The 18,526-nt window shown below is 64.4% G+C and carries 11 protein-coding genes; 9 read left to right on the top strand and 2 right to left on the bottom strand.

Translation table 11 applies throughout. The features are described 5' to 3' along the window. Positions 1 to 7 precede the first annotated feature (7 nt). From VLU25_20070 to VLU25_20040, 7 genes are all read left to right on the top strand, one after another. The gene (locus VLU25_20070) at positions 8 to 3,010 is read left to right on the top strand and encodes an aminotransferase class III-fold pyridoxal phosphate-dependent enzyme (GenBank protein HSR70237.1); all 3,003 of its coding nucleotides are present in this window, start codon (positions 8 to 10) and stop codon (positions 3,008 to 3,010) included. Between the two features lie 144 nt (positions 3,011 to 3,154). Continuing rightward, the gene (locus VLU25_20065) at positions 3,155 to 4,426 is read left to right on the top strand and encodes a hypothetical protein (GenBank protein ID HSR70236.1); all 1,272 of its coding nucleotides are present in this window, start codon (positions 3,155 to 3,157) and stop codon (positions 4,424 to 4,426) included. Between the two features lie 3 nt (positions 4,427 to 4,429). Then, positions 4,430 to 4,825, top strand: coding sequence for a hypothetical protein (locus VLU25_20060; protein ID HSR70235.1), 396 nt, complete (start codon positions 4,430 to 4,432; stop codon positions 4,823 to 4,825). Positions 4,826 to 4,928: 103 nt separating this feature from the next. Continuing rightward, on the top strand, positions 4,929 to 5,282 hold the full coding sequence (locus VLU25_20055) for a PadR family transcriptional regulator (GenBank protein HSR70234.1): 354 nt from the start codon (positions 4,929 to 4,931) through the stop codon (positions 5,280 to 5,282). Further along, positions 5,279 to 7,891, top strand: coding sequence for an ADOP family duplicated permease (locus VLU25_20050; protein HSR70233.1), 2,613 nt, complete (start codon positions 5,279 to 5,281; stop codon positions 7,889 to 7,891). The genes VLU25_20055 and VLU25_20050 overlap by 4 nt, the downstream gene beginning before the upstream one ends. Positions 7,892 to 8,050: 159 nt before the next feature. Next, positions 8,051 to 9,433 carry a sigma 54-interacting transcriptional regulator gene (locus VLU25_20045; protein HSR70232.1) on the top strand — a complete coding sequence of 461 codons (1,383 nt, stop codon included), beginning with the start codon at positions 8,051 to 8,053 and terminating at the stop codon, positions 9,431 to 9,433. A 78-nt stretch (positions 9,434 to 9,511) separates the two neighbouring features. Beyond that, positions 9,512 to 10,861, top strand: a complete 1,350-nt coding sequence (locus tag VLU25_20040) for a PQQ-binding-like beta-propeller repeat protein (GenBank protein HSR70231.1) — start codon at positions 9,512 to 9,514, stop codon at positions 10,859 to 10,861. 86 nt (positions 10,862 to 10,947) lie between these two features. Here VLU25_20040 and VLU25_20035 read toward each other — a convergent pair whose 3' ends face one another. Next, positions 10,948 to 13,017, bottom strand: a complete 2,070-nt coding sequence (locus VLU25_20035) for a S9 family peptidase (protein ID HSR70230.1) — start codon at positions 13,015 to 13,017, stop codon at positions 10,948 to 10,950. 119 nt (positions 13,018 to 13,136) lie between these two features. Between VLU25_20035 and mnmA the strand changes: the two genes are divergently transcribed. After that, a complete protein-coding gene (gene mnmA / locus VLU25_20030) occupies positions 13,137 to 14,207 on the top strand; it encodes a tRNA 2-thiouridine(34) synthase MnmA (protein ID HSR70229.1) in 1,071 nt (356 codons plus the stop codon). Positions 14,208 to 14,387: 180 nt separating this feature from the next. After that, the gene (locus VLU25_20025; protein ID HSR70228.1) at positions 14,388 to 16,289 is read left to right on the top strand and encodes a VWA domain-containing protein; all 1,902 of its coding nucleotides are present in this window, start codon (positions 14,388 to 14,390) and stop codon (positions 16,287 to 16,289) included. Positions 16,290 to 16,580: 291 nt separating this feature from the next. Here the strand turns inward: VLU25_20025 and VLU25_20020 are convergent, their stop codons facing one another. Continuing rightward, entirely contained in the window at positions 16,581 to 18,449 is a 1,869-nt protein-coding gene (locus VLU25_20020; GenBank protein HSR70227.1) for a CPBP family intramembrane glutamic endopeptidase, read from the bottom strand. Positions 18,450 to 18,526 lie beyond the last annotated feature (77 nt).

The following is an 18,526-nucleotide window of genomic DNA, read 5'->3' as shown; positions in this document are numbered from 1 at the left end:
TGCAGCCATGGACGAGCGCTCGAGATGGGCCCGGGAGGTGGCCGGGGATCTTTATGGAGTCGAAGCCGTCGCCGAGCCTTTGGCGGGGGAAAGGGACGACAACTTCCGCCTGCGGGGCGAGCAAGGCGGAAAGCTCCTGCTCAAGATCTCGCCGCCCCAGGAGGACCCCGAGGCCATCGAGTTCCAGAGCGCCGTCATGGAGCATCTGCAAGACCACGGCGAAGGCCTGGAAGTGCAGCGGATCCACTCTACCCGCCAAGGGCGTCCGTGGGGCCGCACAACCGACCGGCAGGGCCGTCCGCGGCTGGTGCGCCTGCTCGATTTCCTGCCGGGACGCCTGCTGGTCGAGGTGCGTCCCCACCGCGATGACCTGCTTTTCAGCCTGGGAGCAGTCGTGGCCGGCACGGACCGCGCTCTGGCCGGCTTCTCCCACCCCGGCATGGAGCGCGGGCTGAAGTGGGACCTGGCGCGTTCAGGCTGGATCGCCGAGCACCTGGAGGTCATCGCAGATGCAAAACGGCGCCAGCTTGTGGAGGATCGTCTGGAGCGCTTTCTCCGCCACCTCCAACCCCGTCTGGAGAGCTTGCGTCACAGCGTCATTCATGGCGACGCCAACGACTATAACGTGCTGGTCCGGGGAAGCGGCATGGAGGCGCGGGTCAGCGCCCTCATCGACTTCGGCGACGCCATGCGCAGCGTCACCGTGGGCGACCTGGCCGTGGCCCTGGCTTACGCCGTCCTGGACAAGCCCCATCCCATTCATGCCGCCTGCCAGGTGGCGGCCGGCTATCACAGCGTCCTGCCCCTGCAGGAGGAAGAACTCGAAGTGCTTTTTCCCCTGGTCATGACGCGCCTCTGCGTGAGCGTGGTCAACTCCTCGCTGGCCCAGCGCAGCCAGCCCGACAACCCCTACCTGACCGTCAGCCAAGCTCCTGCCTGGGAAGTGCTGGAGCGCCTGCACAAAGCCAACGAGGCCGTCATCCTCTGCCGGCTGCGGGCGGCCTGCGGACTGCCTGCTCATCCGCGCCACAAGGCCGTTACCGGGTGGCTGGACTCGCGGCCCGGCAAGATGAGTCCGCTGCTGGGCGGCGGCTGCGACGTCCGCGCGGCTAAGCCGCTGGATCTGAGCGTGGCCAGTCCGCTGATCGAGTCCTGGCAGCCCCGTCCCCAGGACTGGCGCATGGCCGCCGCCGTGGGCGTCGCCGGGGACGAAACGGGGGCGGGGGCAGGCGGCTACGGCCAAGCGCGTCCAGCCCTGGAGGAGCACCCATCCCGCCAATCCGAGCAAGGACGTGAGTGGCCTACCGTCCGCCTCGGCCTGGACGTCCTGGCCCCGCCCGCGACACCCGTGCAAGCCCCCCTGGAGGGACGCCTGGAAGAGAGCGACGGCCCTCTCGTCCTGAGTCATCACAGCCCGGCGGGTGACCGTTTCTTCTCCCTCTACCGGGGACTGGAGAGGCCGCGGCGGCAGGTCGGAGAAACCGTGGCGAGCGGGAGTCGGCTCGGTCAAGTGGGACCGTCCGGCCGCATTCAAGTGCAGCTCTTTCTGGACCTCTGGGCCGGTCAAGACCTTCGCCCACGCCCCCGCCCATGGAACGACGGCCTGTCCTATCCTTCTCAGCGGGAGGCCTGGATGTCGATCTGCCCCGACCCCAACCTCATCCTCGCCATCCCCGGCCTCGAGCCTTCCCAACCAGCGGACTGGCGGGACTTGCTGAAACGCCGCCGATCCCACCTGGGACCCAACCTGAGCCTGGCCTACAGCCGTCCCCTGCATATCGTCAGGGGAGCGGGCCAGTACCTCTACGACGCCCAGGGACGGCGTTATCTCGACGTCTACAACAACGTCCCCCACGTGGGACACTGCCATCCCCGGGTGGTGGAGGCGGGAAGGCGCCAGATGAAGCTTCTCAATACCAACACCCGCTATCTCAACGAAACCAACGTCCGCTACGCCGAGCGGCTCACCGCCACCTTCCCCGACCCGCTCAAGGTCTGCTACTTCACCGCATCGGGAAGCGAGGCCACCGAGCTGGCCCTGCGCCTGGCCCGCGCCCACAGCGGACACCGCGACCTGATCGTCTCCGAGGGCGCCTATCATGGACACACCACCACCCTCATCGACATCAGCCCCTACAAGGCCGAAGGGCCTGGCGGACGGGGCTTGCCCGATTGGGTCCACAAAGTGCCCCTGCCCGACACCTTCCGGGGAAGCTACCGCGGAGACCGCGATGACCCCGCGATGGGGCTACGCTACGCGGCCTTGTTCAAACCCCTCCTGCAAGGTCTGCGCCGGGAGGGGCGAGGCTTGTGCGGATTCATGATGGAATCGATCCCCAGTTGCGGAGGCCAGATCGTGCTGCCCCAGGGATACCTCAAGGAGGCCTACCGCCTGGTACGGGCCGCCGGCGGACTGTGCATCGCCGATGAAGTCCAGGTCGGCTTCGGGCGGGTGGGGACCCACTTCTGGGGCTTCCAGACCCAGGACGTGATCCCCGACATCGTGGCGCTGGGCAAGCCCATCGCCGCCGGACATCCGCTGGCCGCCGTGATCACCACCCCCCAAATCGCCGCCTCCTTCGACAGCGGCATGGAATTCTTTTCCACCTACGGCGGAAACACCGTCTCCTGCGCCATCGCCCAGGAGGTTCTCAGCGTCATCGAAGACGAAAACCTGCAGACTCATGCCCGCCGCCTGGGAGAACACCTGCAGAAAGGCCTGGGCCGCCTGCAGAGGGACTTTCCAGTGCTGGGAGACGTGCGCGGAATGGGGCTCTTCCAGGGAATCGAGCTGGTGGACGACCCCGTCCAGCTCACCCCCGGGGCCGCCCAGGCCTCGTATCTAGCCGACCGCCTTCGCGAATGCGGCGTGCTGACGGGAATCGACGGCACTGAGCACAACGTCCTCAAGCTGCGTCCGCCCCTTTGCGTCATGCGGGATGACGTCGACTTCTTCCTCGAAACCCTGGCCGCCCTGCTCAAGGAAGACGGAGCCCGTTGCACCTCTTGAAGCCCTCCCCACAGTCCGGAAGCCGGTTGTAAACTGTCCACGACAGATATTGACGCCTTAAGAAAGCTGCAATATACTTCTCGATAACATTATTTCCCGCGTATTCAGAATCACCGTCTGAATCTTATCCTCAGGAGTGCTGCCGTGACGCCTCAAGAGCCCGCAACGCACCCGACGGGAAAGGCCCTGCTCTTTCTCGCCTTCTGCCTTCTTCTCATGCTCTCGGCCGGCTGCGCATCGGTGCGCAGCGGACCCTTTGAGCAATTCGCCAAGTCGACCCAAGCGCTGCAAAGCGGGGTCGACCAGGCCCTTCAGGTGGGCCCCGAGGACGCCGAGAGCCGGTTTCTGACCGAGGCCACCCAGGACCCCTCACAGGCCACCGACCTGAGGCTACTCGTCGATCCCTCCAATCCCTTTACCTACAAGACCGACAACACCCCCATGTTCCTGACGGCCAAACGCTTCCACACGGGCGTAGTGGACGCCACCGGGGTCCTGGCTGACTATGGAAAAGCGCTCCTGCAACTGGCTTCGCCCGATCTGCTTTCCCCCCAGCAATTCGATCAGTTGGCCAGCGACATCAACTCCAGCGCCATCAGCGCCGTCACGGCCATCTCGGGAAGCGACGGCTCCGGCGCCGCGCGCAGCGTGGGACTGATCTCCACCGCCGCTACCGCCATCTTCAAGCAGTACCTGGAATCGAAGCGTAAAAAGGCCCTGGTGCGCGGACTGAGGGAGAACCAGCCGACGGTCGAGGCCTACGCCCGGCATCTGGTGGAGGCCACCAAAATCGCCGCCGATCTGGCTTGGACCGAATACGACGCCAAGGCCCAAGATCAACTCAACAAGATCGTGGAGGCAGGCGCCGGATCGTCGCAGGTCACTTCGGCCTTGCAGCAATTGATCAAGCTTGACGAGGAACACATTGCCCAACTTGAGGTCCTGAAGTCGCTGCGCGATTCCTTCTCGGCCATCCCGGCCAGCCACAACGGGCTCATCGAGGCCGCCAAGAACCCAAAGTCAGGACTGGAGGCCATCAGCCTCATCATCGACCGGGCCCAATCGCTGGAGAAGCTCTACGACCGCTCAGTGCGCGAAAACCAGGCCACTGTGGCTCAGCAGTTGGCCCAGCAAGCCCAGGTCCGGGCCTCGCTGGCGGACTCGCGGGCCTCCACGGCCGAATCCAAGGCCGCATTGGCTCAACAGCAAGCCGAGTTGTTGCGGGGCGAGGCCAACCTCAGCCCCGACGACAGCCAGAAACAGGCCGCCGCGGAGGCCGCCGAAAAAACGGCCCAACAGCTAGCCGACGCCGCCCGGCAACTTCGTCAAACCGCAACCGAGGCCAAGCAAAGCGCAGAGGCCGCCCAACAGGTGGCCGACCGCCTCTCTAAGCAAGCCAAGGACGATAGCCAGTAGCCCTTGCAGAGCAAGAAAGGAACCATCATGCCTCCCAACGACGCCTCCCCGTCCGGCGATAAGCCCCGGCCCGTGCTGCTGCTGCTGGAGCAGAAACAGACCGCCGGAAACCTCATCTTCCAGCTCCGCCTCAAGGGCAAGAACGATGAGGCCGAAAAGCTGCAGCAGAAGTGCGACGAGTTGCAGGATCAGATCGATGAGCTGCTGAAGAAGTCGATGCAGGATTGGCTCGACCAGGCCCAGAAACTGCAAGGCGACCTTCAAGACGCCGTCAAGGGCCTCAAGAAGTCGGTTGCAGAGATCAAGAAGAACGTGCAGACCGCCCAGAACATCACCAAAGCCATCGGCTTCGTGGACGATGCCATCCGAATCGCCGGAAAACTGACCACAGGCGTCTAACACAACATAGCCTCCAGGCAAAGCCCCGAAGCAGCGCCGGGGGATTTTTCTTGCCAATGCATCGTAGTCCGATGTACTATATCGGGACACGATGCAAAAAGGGATGGACCGGCACCTGCCCCTCACCGAACCCGTCTTTTACCTGCTGGCGGCGCTGGCTGACGGCGACAAGCATGGATGGGGCATTCTCAAAGAAGTGGAAGATCTGACCGAAGGGCGGGTCAGCATGTCTCCGGGGACGCTCTACGGGATCATCAAGCGCCTTTTGGAGCAGGAGTGGATCGCCGAATCGGAGCAGCGTCCTCCCCAGCGCTGGGACGACCGGCGGCGCAAGTATTACCGCCTCACCGAGCAGGGCCGCCAGGTCGCCCAAGCCGAAGCCCGGCGCCTGCAAGAGGCCGTCAAGCTGGCCCGCGGCAAACAGCTTCTGCCTGTGGCCGAGGGAGGGCCGGCATGAAGAAAGATGGACTGTTCGGCCGCCTGATGACGTTGCTGCCGCGCGATTTCCGGGAGGAATTTGGAGAGGAAATAGAGGAAATCCACCATCGCCAGGAAGAGGAGCACAACACACGCCTGCAGTGGCCCGCACTGACAGCTATGCTGCGGCTGGCCCTGACCCAGCACCTCAACGGGCTTGCCACCGACTTCAGACTGGCCTTTCGCAGGCTCTCAGCCCGGCCGTTGTTTACGCTGGCGGCGGTCTTCTCGCTGGGGCTGGGAACAGGGGCATCGGTGACCGTCTTCAGTCTGATCGAGGCCGTCTTCTGGCGTCCCCTGCCGGGAGTGGAGCGGATGGACCGCCTGGTCAACGTGGACTGGTCGGCCAGCGGCAACGAGACTACGGGATTGATTTCTTATCCCAACTTCCAGGATCTGCGCAGCCAAAGCCGTGCGCTCGAAGACCTGGCCGGCTTCCACGGACTCTTCCTCAGCCTGCGAAGCGGAGAGCGTCCCGAGGTGGTACCTGCCCAACTGGTGACCGGCAACTACTTTTCCCTGCTGGGTTCGAAGCCCTTCAGAGGACGCCTCATCAATCCGCAAGACGAGCAGGGGCGGGCCCCGGTGGCCGTCATCAGTCACCGCCTGTGGACCACCCGTTTCGGAGCCTCCGAGGACATCCTGGGCCAAAGCGTGCTGCTCAACAGCCGTCCCTTCAGCATCATCGGCATCGGTCCGCCGGGATTCCAGGGCACCTTCGTGGGCTTCAATTTCGACGTCTTCCTGCCCGCCTCCCACGGCTCCATAGCAGGACTGCCCCCGCTTGAGCAGCGGCGCGGCGGATGGGTGGAGACCATCGGGCGTCTGCGCCCGGACGTCCCCCTTGCCCAGGCCCGAGAAGACATGCGCCGGGTGGCCCGCAGCTTGAGCGAGAGCCATCCCGAAATCAACCGCGGACTGGAGATCAGCCTCTCCTCCGTGACCGGTCACGACGAGGACTTCCGCAGCGGACTGGTGCTCTTCCTCTCCTTCCTGCTGGCGGTCGGACTGATGGTGTTGGCGATCGCTTGCGCCAACTTGGCCAACGTCTACCTGGCCCGCTTGCTGCAGAGGCGTCCCGAACTGGCTCTGCGCCTGGCGCTGGGAGCCCGCCGCACCCGCCTGCTCAGGCTGCAAAGCTGCGAAGCTCTGCTGCTGGGCCTTTCGGCGGCAGGACTGGGCATGCTGCTGGCGCGGCTGGCGGTGGCCCAGGTGCCTTCGGCCCTTTCGGTGATCGATCCCAGCCTCTCGCTGCACATCGAGCTGGGCCCGGCGACCTGGGCCTTCACCCTGGGATTGGCCGTTTTGGCAACGCTGGCGCTGGGAATCCTGCCCACCCTGCGGGCCGACCGCTTTCGCCTGGCCGAGAGCCTGCGCCGGGGCGACCAGCGCAGCGCCGCCGGCTCGCGCCTGCACCGGATTTCAGTTTCCTTGCAGATCGCCTTCAGCCTGATGGTGCTGATCACCGCGGGACTCTTTCTGCGAACCCTCCAGGAGGCCTCGGCCGCCGACCCCGGGTTCAGGACGCAAGGGGTGCTGCAAGTAGGCCTCAATCCATCGCTGGCGGGAGTGCGCGGCGAAGAGGCCACGCAACTCATCCAGCGCATCCGAGAGCAAACCGTGGCCAGCGGCCACTTTCGCAAGGCCACCTTGACCAACCGCGTGCCGCTGGGAATGGGCGCCCGCATCTTCTCCAACCCCGCGCCCCTGATCATAGAAGGCCATCTCCCCCCGGCACAGCGCCAGGACTGGCCCATCGAACACAGCATCGTCTCGGAGGACTATTTCTCAACCTTGTCCATTCCCATTCTGCGGGGCCGGTCCTTCCGCGACTCGGACGGACCCCAGAGCCAGGCGGTGGCGGTGGTCAGCGAGGCCTTCGCCCGGCGCTTCTGGCCGGGAGGCGACGCGCTGGGGCGCAGCCTGCGTCTCAACCGGGAAGGACAGGAGCAGCGGCGCATCACCATCGTCGGCATCGCCGCCGACAGCAAGGTGCGCTCGCTGGACGCCCCGCCCTCGCCTTACCTCTACCTGCCGCTCAGTCAGCACCCGCGCACACAGATGGCCCTGCTGGCCGCCACCCAGCGATCAGACGGCGAGACGCCGGCTCTCCTGGGCCAACTCGTGCAAGGGCTGGCGCCCGACCTGCCCTTGCGCCAGATCACGCCCCTTTCCCGCGAACTGGACAGGGCCCTTCTTCCCCAGCGCCTGGCGGCCGCGGTGGCAGGAGGACTGGGGCTGCTGGGACTGCTGCTGGTGGCCGTGGGACTCTACGGGACCGCTGCACAGTCGGTCACGGCACGCCGCCGCGAGCTCGCCATCCGCATCAGCCTGGGGGCTCGTCCTCGTGACGTCCTCTCCCTGATTCTGCGTCAGTCGCTGACCGCCGCGGTGGCGGGGCTGGTACTGGGACTGGCCGGAGCCTCAGCCCTTTCCCACGCCCTGCGCGGCTTCTGGACCGGACTCTCTCCCCTCGACCCCATCACCTTCTTGACCATCCCCGTGCTGCTGCTGATGGCGGCTCTGATCTCGACAATTTTGCCGGCCCTGGCCGTCAGCCGCTCGCCGGTCAGCCTCCACCGGGCCTGAGCGGGCATATGGCGCTGAAGAGCGGGCTATGCCCCGAAATGGATCCTTCTGGCGCCCTGATCGACCCTCGATCACTGGCCTGAGAGTTGCATCGAGGTAAGTAAGAAGGTGTGCCGCTGCGCTTTCGAGCAGGCTCTCTCAGCGTGAAAGGAGGTGCCGATGGCTTCTTCGCGGAAGCTGCAGCCTTCGACGATCCTGGACTGCCTGGAAGACCCGGCCGCCGTGCTGGGAGAGGATTACCGGATCCTGGCCGCCAACCATGCCTATCTGCGGACCTTCGGTGGGGGAGGCCCGGTGAAGGGGCGCTTCTGCTACGAGGTCTTCCACGGATACGCCGCGCCCTGTCCCCTCTCAGGAGAACCCTGCCCCCTGGCCGAGTGCCTGGAATCGGGCGAGAGCTGCCGGGTAGTGCACGTCCGCTACACGCCCCAGGGCCCGCATCGAGAGGACGTCATCACGCGTCCGCTGGTAGATGACGACGGTGTCGTGCGATCCTTCCTGGAGCGCATCCATCCGGTAGCGGATGCCGAGTTGGAAACCGGTGAAGAACGCCTGGTGGGAGGAGGTCCCGCCTTCGCCCGCCTTCTCGATCTGATCGAGAAGGTCGCGGGACGCAACATCGTCGTCCTTTTGGCGGGCGAGCCGGGAACGGGCAAGAAGCTTGTAGCCAAGACCATCCATCGCCTCGGTCCCCGCCATGACGGGCCTTTCGTGCCCGCCGACTGCTCCTCGCTGCCGCAGTCTCGGCTTGCAAGTCAGCTCTTCGGGCGCGAGCGGGGATCTCCCAGTTGGCTGACGGGCGAGCGTCGCGGGTGGATTGAAGCGGCTCACGGCGGCACCCTTTTTCTCGACGACGTCAGCGATATCGCGCCGCGGCTTCAAATCAAGCTGCTGCGACTGCTTGAAAGCGGGTGCTACTGGCGCATGGGCGGCTCAGACCGGCAGCGCAGCGACTTCCGCCTGATCTGCGCCACCCAAAGAGATCTGGGCGCGCTGGTGGACGAAGGAGCCTTTCGCAAGGACCTTTACTATCGCATCAGCGTCTTCCCCATCCGCCTTCCACCTCTCAGAGAGCGGCTGGAGGACATACCGCTGCTGGCCGATTGCATCGCCCGACGCCTGCAAGCGCCCGAGCCGCTGCAGCTTCATCCCCGCACGCTCGCGGCACTCAGGCGCTACGCCTTTCCGGGCAATGTGCGTGAACTGCTCAACATTCTGCAAAGGGCCTACCTGCTGGCCGAGGGCGGAATCATCCTCCCCGCACACCTCCCCGGCAAATGCCGGGAAGCCGAAGACGCCTCCCCTTCCCCGGCTCCAGCCCAGGTGGACGGACAGACCATCATGCCCCTGGCGGAGGCCGAGAAGCGCTACTTGAGGCGGGTCGCTGAACACTTCCCGGGAGACAACCGCGAGCTGGCCAAGCGCCTGGGAATCAGCGAGCGGACCCTCTACCGCAAACTCAGCAAGATTCGTCCGGGGAAGTCCTCGAGCGGAGAGAAGCCCAAGTCCGCCCCAAGAAAAGGAACGCGGGACGGTCATTAACGTCTGAAAACCATCCACCCCCTGAATCAGGACGATAGGTCGCCATCCGGCAAGGACTGCTCGCGGAGACAATCGAACATGAATGAGCGAAGAGCGCGCTACGGAACTTACTTTGTTGCAGCCTGGGTCTTGTCCTGGGCCTGCCTGCAAGCCGAGAACAATCACTGGCCGGGATGGCGGGGAGCGGACGGCAGCGGCATCTCCTCCGAAAGCGGCCTGACCCTGCAATGGGGGCCCGAAAACAACGTCCTCTGGAAGACGCCGATCGAGGGCAAGGGCCACTCCTCGCCCATCGTGTGGGGCCAGCGGATCTTCCTCACCACGGCCTTGCGGGGCGAAAAACTGGAAGATGCCAATCCCCCAAAGCACCTGCTCAACGGAGAAGAATTTGTCCATCCGCAGTGGGACGGAGCCGACCACGCCTGGACGCTGAAGCTTCTCTGTCTGGACCGTTCAAGCGGCAAGGTGTTGTGGGAAAAGACCGCCTACCAGGGACCCGTTTACGACTACATCCACGAAGCCGGCAGCTACGCTTCGCCCACCCCCGTCACCGACGGAGATTCGGTGTGGGCCTACTTCGGAGCGGAAGGGCTCTATGCCTATGATTTCCAGGGCAACCTCAGGTGGAAGACCGACCTTGGAACCATCGGCACGGTGGGCATGGGGGCCGGGACTTCTCCCGTCCTCTACAAGGACACGCTGCTGCTGGTGTGCGATCAGGAGTTCGACGGCAAGGATTCTTTCCTGGTGGCCGTGGACAAGCGCAGCGGGAAGGAACTGTGGCGGGTGGACCGCGACATCCGCGTGACCTGGGCCACGCCCCTGCTGGTAGAGAGCACTGCGGCGGGCGCTCAACTGGTGGTGTCGGGTTCCGAGCATGTCGTTTCCTACAACCCTGAGGACGGAAGCGAGCTGTGGCGCACCGAGGGCGTGGAGAGCAATGCCATTCCTTCGCCCGTCAGCGACGGCGAGCTGGTCTTCGTCTCGGCCGGGTCGGCCGCCAAGCGGGTGTTGGCCGTCCGCCTGGGGGAGGCCGGCGAGCAGACCGAGGAGGGCCAAGACCCCCGCGTCGCCTGGAAATACGACAAAGGGGCCGCCTACGTCCCCTCGCCCATCTACTACCAGGGCCTCTTCTACCTCATCAACGACCGGGGACAGATCACCGCCCTCGCCGCCGCCGATGGAGAGGTCGTCTATCAGGAACGCCTGCCCCAGGAAGGCCGCGTCGCCTCTTCACTGGTGGCCGCCGACGGCAAGATCCTCGCCACCACCATCGACGGGCGCACCCACGTCTTCACGGCCGGCCGGGATTTCGAGGTGGTTTCCAGCAATGAAATCGGCGAAGCGGTTTGGGCTTCCCTGGCCATCGCCGACGGCACCGTCTACATCCGCGGCGAAAACCACCTCTACGCCGTCAAGGCCCGCTGAAGTCGGGGAAGGCAGGTCCGCGCTGAGCCACTTCGTCCAGCGTCACGCCGCCCGATCTCCCTGGAACCCCGGGCTCATGGGGCGGGCTATTCTCCTTTGACGTACTTGTCGTACCAGTCGAGGTAGCGTTGCCAGCGGTCTTTGACGAAGGTGGGCAGGCGGATGCCGTGGTGCTGGCCGGGATAGACCACCAACTGGGTGGTGCGTCCCAGGCGCTTGAGGGCCTGGTAGAGCTGCTCGGAGTTGAGGATGGGCACGTTCCAGTCTTTTTCGCCGCCCATGATCAGGGTGGGCGTGGTGATCTCGGTGACCTTGTTGAAAGGCGAGATGCGCTCCCAGGCTTCACGGTCCTCCCAGGGCAAGCCCAGCTCCTTTTCCCACTGGAGCTGATAGTGGTCGTGGCCGTAGTTGGAGATGTAGAGCACCTCGCTGGCCCCCGTGATGGCGGCTTCGAAGCGGTCGGTCTGGGTGATGACGTAGTTGGTGAGAATGCCGCCGTAGGACCATCCGCCCACGCCCAGCCGCTCGGGATCGGCCCAGCCCTGCTCGATGGCGTAGTCGACGGCGGCCATCACGTCCTGGAAGTCCTTGTTGCCCCAGTCGCGCCAGATGGCGTAGGAGAAGTCCTGTCCATAGCCGGACGACCCGCGCGGATTGCATTGCACCACCAGGTATCCGTGGGCGGCGAAGAGCTGGGATTCGAAGCTGAATCCGAAGTCGTACTGGGCCACGGGGCCGCCGTGGATGCGCAGCAAGGTGGGGTAGCGCAGCGTTTCGTCGAATCCGATGGGAGGGTAAACGAAGCCTTCGATCTCGGTGCCGTCGGCGCTGTTGAAGGTGACGTTGCGGGGTTCGCTCAGTTGCAGCTTGTCGAGCAGTTCGGCGTTGGCCTGGGTGAGCTGGCGCGTCCCCTCGGCGTCGTGCAGGAAGACCTCGCCGGGCAGGGCCGGCTTGCTGATTATCATGGCCATGCGTCCCTGGCGGTTGATGTGCAGCGAACCCAGTTCGTGAGGGCCTTCCACGGGACGGCTCATCGCTCCAGTTTGCGGGTCGAATCTGGCCAGGTGCCATTCGGCACTGTCTTCGAGCTGGCAGTAGAGTCCCGAGCCGTCGGGCGCGAAGGTGGGATTGTAGCAGTTGCGGTCGAGCTCACGGGTGAGGATGCGCGGCTCGCCTCCCTCAACGGGGGCCACCGCCAGGTGGCCGGTAGCGTACCAGATGATGTCGGGTTCCAGGGTGGTGTTGTAGGCGATCCACTCGCCGTCGGGACTCCAGGAGGGAGAGCCGTCGGAACCGGGATTGTCGGTGATCCGCTTGAGGGTCTTGCCCTTGTCGGTGTTGTCGGCGGCCACGATCCAGATATCGCTGTTGGAGTTGCCGTCGGGTTCTTCGGTGCGGTTGGAGACGAAGGCCACCAGCTTGCCGTCGGGACTCCACGCGCCGCCTCCATCGTCGTAGTCGCCCGAGGTGATCTGGCGCAGTTCCTTGCTCTCCACCTCGAAGACGTAGTAGTGGCTGCGGCGCCGGTCCAGATAGCCGGCGTAGTCGCGCTTGAATTGCAGGCGGTCGATGACCCAGGGCTTGGGCTTGTCTTTGTCGGAGCCGCCGTTGCCGTCTTCGTCTTCGCCGTCATCACCGCCCTCGTCGTCGCTATCTTCGCCGTCCTCTTCGTCGTCCCCGTCTTTGTCTTCAGGGTCGCGGATGGAGAGCAGCAGGCGCTTGCCGTCGGGCGACCACTCGTGACTCCCCACGCCCTCCTTGACCTCGGTCAACTGCTGGGCTTCGCCTCCCATGCGGTTGAGCGTCCACACCTGGGTCTTGGCTTTTTCGCCTCGAGAGGCCAGGAAGGAGAGGTATTTGCCGTCCGGCGACCAGCGGGGCTGAGAAGCCGAATTGCCCTTGGCGGTCATGCGGATGGCCTCGCCTCCGCCATAGGGCATCATCCATATGGCGGTCTCCGACTTGTCTTTCTTGAGGTCGGTGGTGCGCACGGTATAGGCCACCCATTCGCCGTCAGGACTGATGCGGGGACTCCCCACGTCCTTGAGGTCGAAATAGTCGTCGATGGTGACGGGCCGCTTCTGGGCCGCAGCCGGGGCGACCAGCAAACACAGAAGTATGGAGGAGAGCACGTAGAAACGAAGATTGCGCATCATGACCGGCAATGTACTTCGCTCTCCCCTCCCGACGCAAGCCGCATTCGAACTTCGCACTCTTCGCACTTCCCCTGTCCTCTCAGCGCGAGCGCGCGGCGATTCGATACACTGGAAGAGCCATGAAGATAGCGGTCTTGGCCTCAGGGGGCGTGGACAGTTCGCTGGCCCTGCGGCTGCTCAAAGAGCAGGGACACGAGCTGACCGCCTTCTACTTGAAGATCTGGCTCGAGGACGAGGCGGCCTTCCTGGGAGACTGTCCCTGGCAGACCGACCTCGAATACCTGGGCGAGGTGTGCCGTCAACTGGACGTCCCTTTGCAGGTGCTTCCTTTGCAGCGCGAGTACCGCGGCAGCGTGGTGGAGTTCGCCATTTCAGAGCTGAAGGCCGGACGCACGCCTTCTCCCGACATCTTCTGCAACCGCTGGATCAAGTTCGGGCGCTTTTACGAGCTGATCGACGACAAGTTCGAGCGGGTGGCTTCCGGGCACTACGCCCAGATCGAGCGTTCCAACGGCGCCGGCGAGGGGGACGGGTTGGTGCGCCTGCTGCGGGCTCCCGACCCCGTCAAGGACCAGACCTATTTCCTTTCCCACCTCACTCAAGAGCAGCTCAGCAGGGCCCTCTTTCCCATCGGACACCTGCGCAAGAGTCAGGTGCGCGAGCTGGCCCGCCGTTACGGCCTCCCCAACCAGGGCCGGCGCGACAGCCAGGGCATCTGTTTTCTGGGCAAGATCAAGTACTGCGATTTCGTGCGCTTTCACCTGGGCGAGAAGGAAGGACCCATCGTCGATGCCGAGAGCGGGGAGGAACTGGGGCGCCACGCCGGCTACTGGTTTTACACCATCGGGCAGCGCCAGGGGCTGGGACTGGGAGGCGGTCCCTGGTACGTGGTGGGCAAGGATCCCCAGCGCAACGCCGTGATGGTTTCCCACGCCGAGGTCTACCAGCGCCGCTCGCGCCGCGACCTGGTCTTGGCGCGCCTCAACTGGATCGTCGGGCCTCCCCGGCGCGAGAAGCTGCGCATCAAGGTCCGCCACGGGCCCAAGCTGGTCGACTGCCGGGTGCGTCCGCTGGAGGGGGGGCGATGGAGCGTCCGCATGGCCCAGCAAGACCCCGGCATCGCTCCCGGACAATTCGGCATCCTCTACGACGGTCAGGAGTGTTTGGGCGGCGGCGTCATAGAAGGCTGATTCTCGAAAAGACATCCGATTTTCGAACCCGCAACGGGGCTTCGTCATCCTATACAGTAGGGCAGACGGTCGCCCATCGGGGTCTGCTCGAACGACCGGCCCTTTTTAGGAGAGACTTTCGACATGCATTCCCCCCTTCTCGCGTGTCGGCGCGTTGCTCCCTTAGCCGTCGTCGCAGCTTTGCTGTGGATTTCGGCCTGCGCGTCGATTCAAGCTCAGAACCAAGACCAGCGCCAGCAGACCCGGAGGGCCGAAAACGACGAAGTCATCCGCGTTGAGGTCAACCTGGTGCCCATCAGCGTCCAAGTGGTGGACAAGGAGGGGAACCCCGTGACCGGACTCGGACCCCAGGACTTCGAGATCCTCGAGAACGGCGTTCCCCAGCCGATCCACCACTTTTCTCCTCCTTCGAACACGGGCTTGGGCCGCTCGGCGGACTCGCCTCCGCAAGAGGTCCAGCCGGCGGAGGTGATAGAGGGCGCGACGGCGCCGGAACCGCCCAGCTCCGACCAGCTTTCCCTGGTGATCGTGCTGGGACGGGGCGACCATCTCTTCGGCGCTACCGAGGAATTGGCCAACTTCGTCCGCGGCCGGTTGGGTCCACAGGACCAGGTAGCGGTCGTTTCTTACAACCGCATCTCGCGCCTGCTCAGGAACAAGGGGCCCGTCCTCGAATTTCTCAACAGCTACTACGAGAAGGCTCGCGGGATCGAGGCAAAACTCGAAAACATGCAGCGGTCCGAATCCATGGCTCTGGCCTTGGCCCGCTACCAGTCCGTGTGCTCTTTGCCGCCCAACATTCAGGATGATGTCGACAAGCTGTTCACGGTGGAAGGACTGGGAACAACCCGCAGGATTCTCCCCGACATCGATCTGGCGGATGTTTTGCGGCAGGATGAAGAGCGTTTGCTCGACTACCTTAGACAGGCATGGCCGGAGCCTTACCTGGACGACGCGCCCGTCGGCGAGCTGCAACTGGTGGGCAACGAAACCTCTCCTGTTCCACGCAGCCCTTTGGATGCGGCTGAGAGAGATGCGTCAAGCGGACGCACTTTCAGAGCGACGGCGATCGAGCGCGGTACAGCCCGACTATCGATCTGCGGGCTCTCTGCCGCTATCGAGTACCTGCGCTACGTCAGCGGCGAGAAGATGATCCTCTTTCTGAATTCAGGCGGACTCGACATTCCGACCAACAAAGACGGAACTTTCATCCGCAGGGCTTCGGATGCCAACGTCCGACTCTTCTCCATTCAAACCGGAGGATTCGGTCAGAATTTCGACTTCTTCGACCTAACTTTGACCGGAGGCCTTTCAGCAGAAGAGCTGCTCGGCCCCGGCGGTCCCGCCAGGTTGCTGAAGGTTTTCGGCTCCCAGGTGGACGACATCAACTCGCTCAATACCCTGCATGAACTCTCCGACGGCACCGGAGGCAAGGCCTTCATCAGCGTCCGCCCTGAGAAAGCCCTGGAGAAGATCGGCGACCAGATCTCGGCAACCTACCTGTTGGGGTACATCCCCGCCGATGTTGAATTCGAGGGAGAATTCCGTAAGATCAGCGTCAAGGTCAAGGAGCGGGACCTGCAGTTGAAGCACCGAGCCGGTTACTATGCTTTTCCTCCCCCCAGCCCGGATGAACTCGATCACCAGTTGACTCGCAGGCGGACTCAGGCGGCGGCCCGCTATCCTGCGCCTATCACCGACATTCCTTTCGAGGTCGAAGCCCGCATCGAGGAGTCGTCTGATCTCATGAGCCGCGTGAGGGTGCGCCTTTACATCGTGCCTCAGGAAGTCGTCTACACGCTTGCTCAAGGCAAGCACCAGAGCGAACTGGCCATCGGCTATTTCTTCTTCGCTCCCTCTGACCCCGCCTCGAAGGACGGAGAGCAAAATATGTGGTCCCGCTGGGACAAGATCGACCTGGATCTCCGTCCCGAGGTCTACGCCAAGATCAGCCGCGAAGGCCTGGGCTTCGAGAAGCCCATCGAAGTCCCTGCGTCAGCCGATGATCTGACGCTGCGCGTGGTCGTCTACAATCCCTATCACGACCTGCTCGGCAGCAGTCCTCTGCTCAAGGTCGAGTGAGCCAATAGAGGAGTCAGCACAGCGGTCGCTTGAAACTCCGGTGGGGATCGCCGCAAGGATGCGCCTCCCACCCGCCGACCATCCTTTCCACACACCAACCGTACCGCCGGCTGTCGATCTTGCAGGAGGAGTCCGGGGGAGGGCCGCCCACCTTCCAGAAAGCAACCTGCCTCAAGGGGCCGGGGGTGGCACGCCTGGTGGGAGCCCGCGGCAATCAAAGCGCGGCGAATCTGTCCCTGGTCAGGGACAGAAGCGGAGGGCCCTGGCTTAGAACCGGCAGCACTAGCCTGGCTAGCCCAAGAAGGACCAGTAGAGGAAGTAGAGTCCCACCAACAGCCAGTGGAAGAGGATGGGCGGGACGATGCTCTCGGAGCGCTCGCGGGCCATTCCTGAGGCGATGCCGAAGATCACGGCGCCCAGCCCCAGCAGGACGGTGGACACCCATCCCGCCGGCAGGTATCCCTGGGGCCAGAAGTGGCCTTGGGCGTCCTCGACCGGCAGAAAAGGCAGGAAGGTGGCGGCCAGGTAGAGGATGGTGCTGGCCACGACCGAGATGGAAAGGAACCAGCGTCCGCCCCAGCGCTGCCCTTGCACCTCTTCGAACCAGAGTCCGTGGACCAGTCCGCGGAAGACGAATTCGGCGGCCAGCGGCAGTCCCAGCGCCAGCAGCAGGCGGAGGGGCCAGGCTTCGGGCAGAGCCGCCTCTCCCACTACGCCCTGAGGCACCCACACGCCGCCCAGCAGTCCGCCGGCCAAAGCCGCCGGAGCCAGCAGCAGCCAATCCCGTCCCAGCGGCATCTGGAATCCGTAGATGCGCGGGTATTGCTTGGCGAAAAGCAGCAGCAAGAGCATTCCCGAGAGCAGGAATCCCACCGTGAAGGTCTCGGGTCCCTGTCCCGTGAATTCGCCCGCCGCCCATGCGGTCAGCAGGGCGATGACGGGGGTGACCACCGAGATGAAGGCGGTGGAGAAGACCTGTCCCCAGGTGGGCTTATGGAAGGCTCTTAAAATGCCTTCGGCGATCTCGGCGGGGGAGAGGTCGGTTCCGGTGGCCCGCGGCGATCCGCCGATGTCGGCGGACCCTCCCCAGCGGTTGGCTTCGCCGTGTCCGGCGGCCGGATCGATGAGGTTCAACTGGGCGTAGACGCGGCGCAGGTTGACGGGCATGAAGAGGTCGACCAGGCGCAGCGTGTAGGTGCGCTCGTCCTTCTGCAGTACGATCAGGCCCAGGCGCTTTTCGTGCAACGCCGAGAGTTGCTTTTCAACGTCGTAGATTCCGGCGTCGGAGCGGCAGATGACGGCGATTTGGCTCTCGGTGATCTCCACCCGGGCGATCTCGTCGATGACCTCGAATCCGTCGAAGTGCCAGGGCTGGTAGACCAGTGCGTCGATGCGGCTGAGCATCTCTGCGGTGTACTCGGGAAAGCTGATTTCGCTCCAGCGTCCGGCCCGCTTGTACTCGGTCTCGTCCTTGATCAGCTCGCCCAGCCAGGCGCTCACCTGCTCGTGCAGGTCCTCGGAAAAGCAGACCAGCTCCTGCATTTCCAGCCCGTGGACGTCGATGATCCCCTCCAGCCGCAGCAGGGGCAGGATCTTCGCCCGCACGTCGACGGCGTCTTCGTCCACCAGGCGGCGATGGTTGAGAAGCACCCAGACGGCCAGGATGGTGTCGATGTCGGGCTCGTTGGCGTAGATGTTCCATTCGCGGTCGCGCAGGTTGAGTCCTTTGCGCAGCAGGATGTAGGCCTGTTCGCAGGTGGAAAGGGTAAAGGAGCGGACCACGCCTTCGTGGTGGTCGAGGTTGTAGACCTGCCGTTCGGTGTCGAGGAAGGGAGCGTCCTTGGCGGCGCCGTCCAGGTAGATGGTGCCGGGGGGCGATTTTCGGGCCGTGGCGGAGGAGACGCACATCCCCCTTTCCACGTGCACCACGATATTGGGAGCCTCCAGGCAACTGAGGGAGGCTTCCTCCTCGCTGCGCCGCACGACATAGCGGTCGGGCAGAGCGGCGTCGGGCGGAAGCGGCTGGGCCGATGATTCAGCCAGCGCCACCAGGGCCTGGCTGACTTTCTCAAAGTCCTTCCCCTTCTCAGTGCCGGCAGCCTCTCCAGCCTCGCTGGAAACCGCAGGGGTCTCCACCTTATCCGGCTGATTCCCGGCCATCCGCCGATCATACCAGGAACCCCGTCCAGTTGAGAAACGAATAATGGCCCTCCGCGGCTTCAACAAAGGAGGGCAAG

The organism is Acidobacteriota bacterium (assembly GCA_035471785.1).
Classification (GTDB): domain Bacteria; phylum Acidobacteriota; class UBA6911; order RPQK01; family DATIPO01; genus JANQFM01.
This window is presented reverse-complemented; position numbering and strand designations above follow the sequence as displayed.

What these genes read in the sequence shown, in the direction of transcription:
- VLU25_20070 (HSR70237.1), top strand. Translation starts at nt 8, where the DNA reads ATGGACGAGCGCTCGAGATGGGCCCGGGAGGTGGCCGGGGATCTTTAT.
- VLU25_20055 (HSR70234.1), top strand. Translation starts at nt 4,929, where the DNA reads ATGGACCGGCACCTGCCCCTCACCGAACCCGTCTTTTACCTGCTGGCG.
- VLU25_20050 (HSR70233.1), top strand. Translation starts at nt 5,279, where the DNA reads ATGAAGAAAGATGGACTGTTCGGCCGCCTGATGACGTTGCTGCCGCGC.
- VLU25_20045 (HSR70232.1), top strand. Translation starts at nt 8,051, where the DNA reads ATGGCTTCTTCGCGGAAGCTGCAGCCTTCGACGATCCTGGACTGCCTG.
- VLU25_20040 (HSR70231.1), top strand. Translation starts at nt 9,512, where the DNA reads ATGAATGAGCGAAGAGCGCGCTACGGAACTTACTTTGTTGCAGCCTGG.
- VLU25_20035 (HSR70230.1), bottom strand. Translation starts at nt 13,017, where the DNA reads ATGATGCGCAATCTTCGTTTCTACGTGCTCTCCTCCATACTTCTGTGT.
- mnmA (HSR70229.1), top strand. Translation starts at nt 13,137, where the DNA reads ATGAAGATAGCGGTCTTGGCCTCAGGGGGCGTGGACAGTTCGCTGGCC.
- VLU25_20020 (HSR70227.1), bottom strand. Translation starts at nt 18,449, where the DNA reads ATGGCCGGGAATCAGCCGGATAAGGTGGAGACCCCTGCGGTTTCCAGC.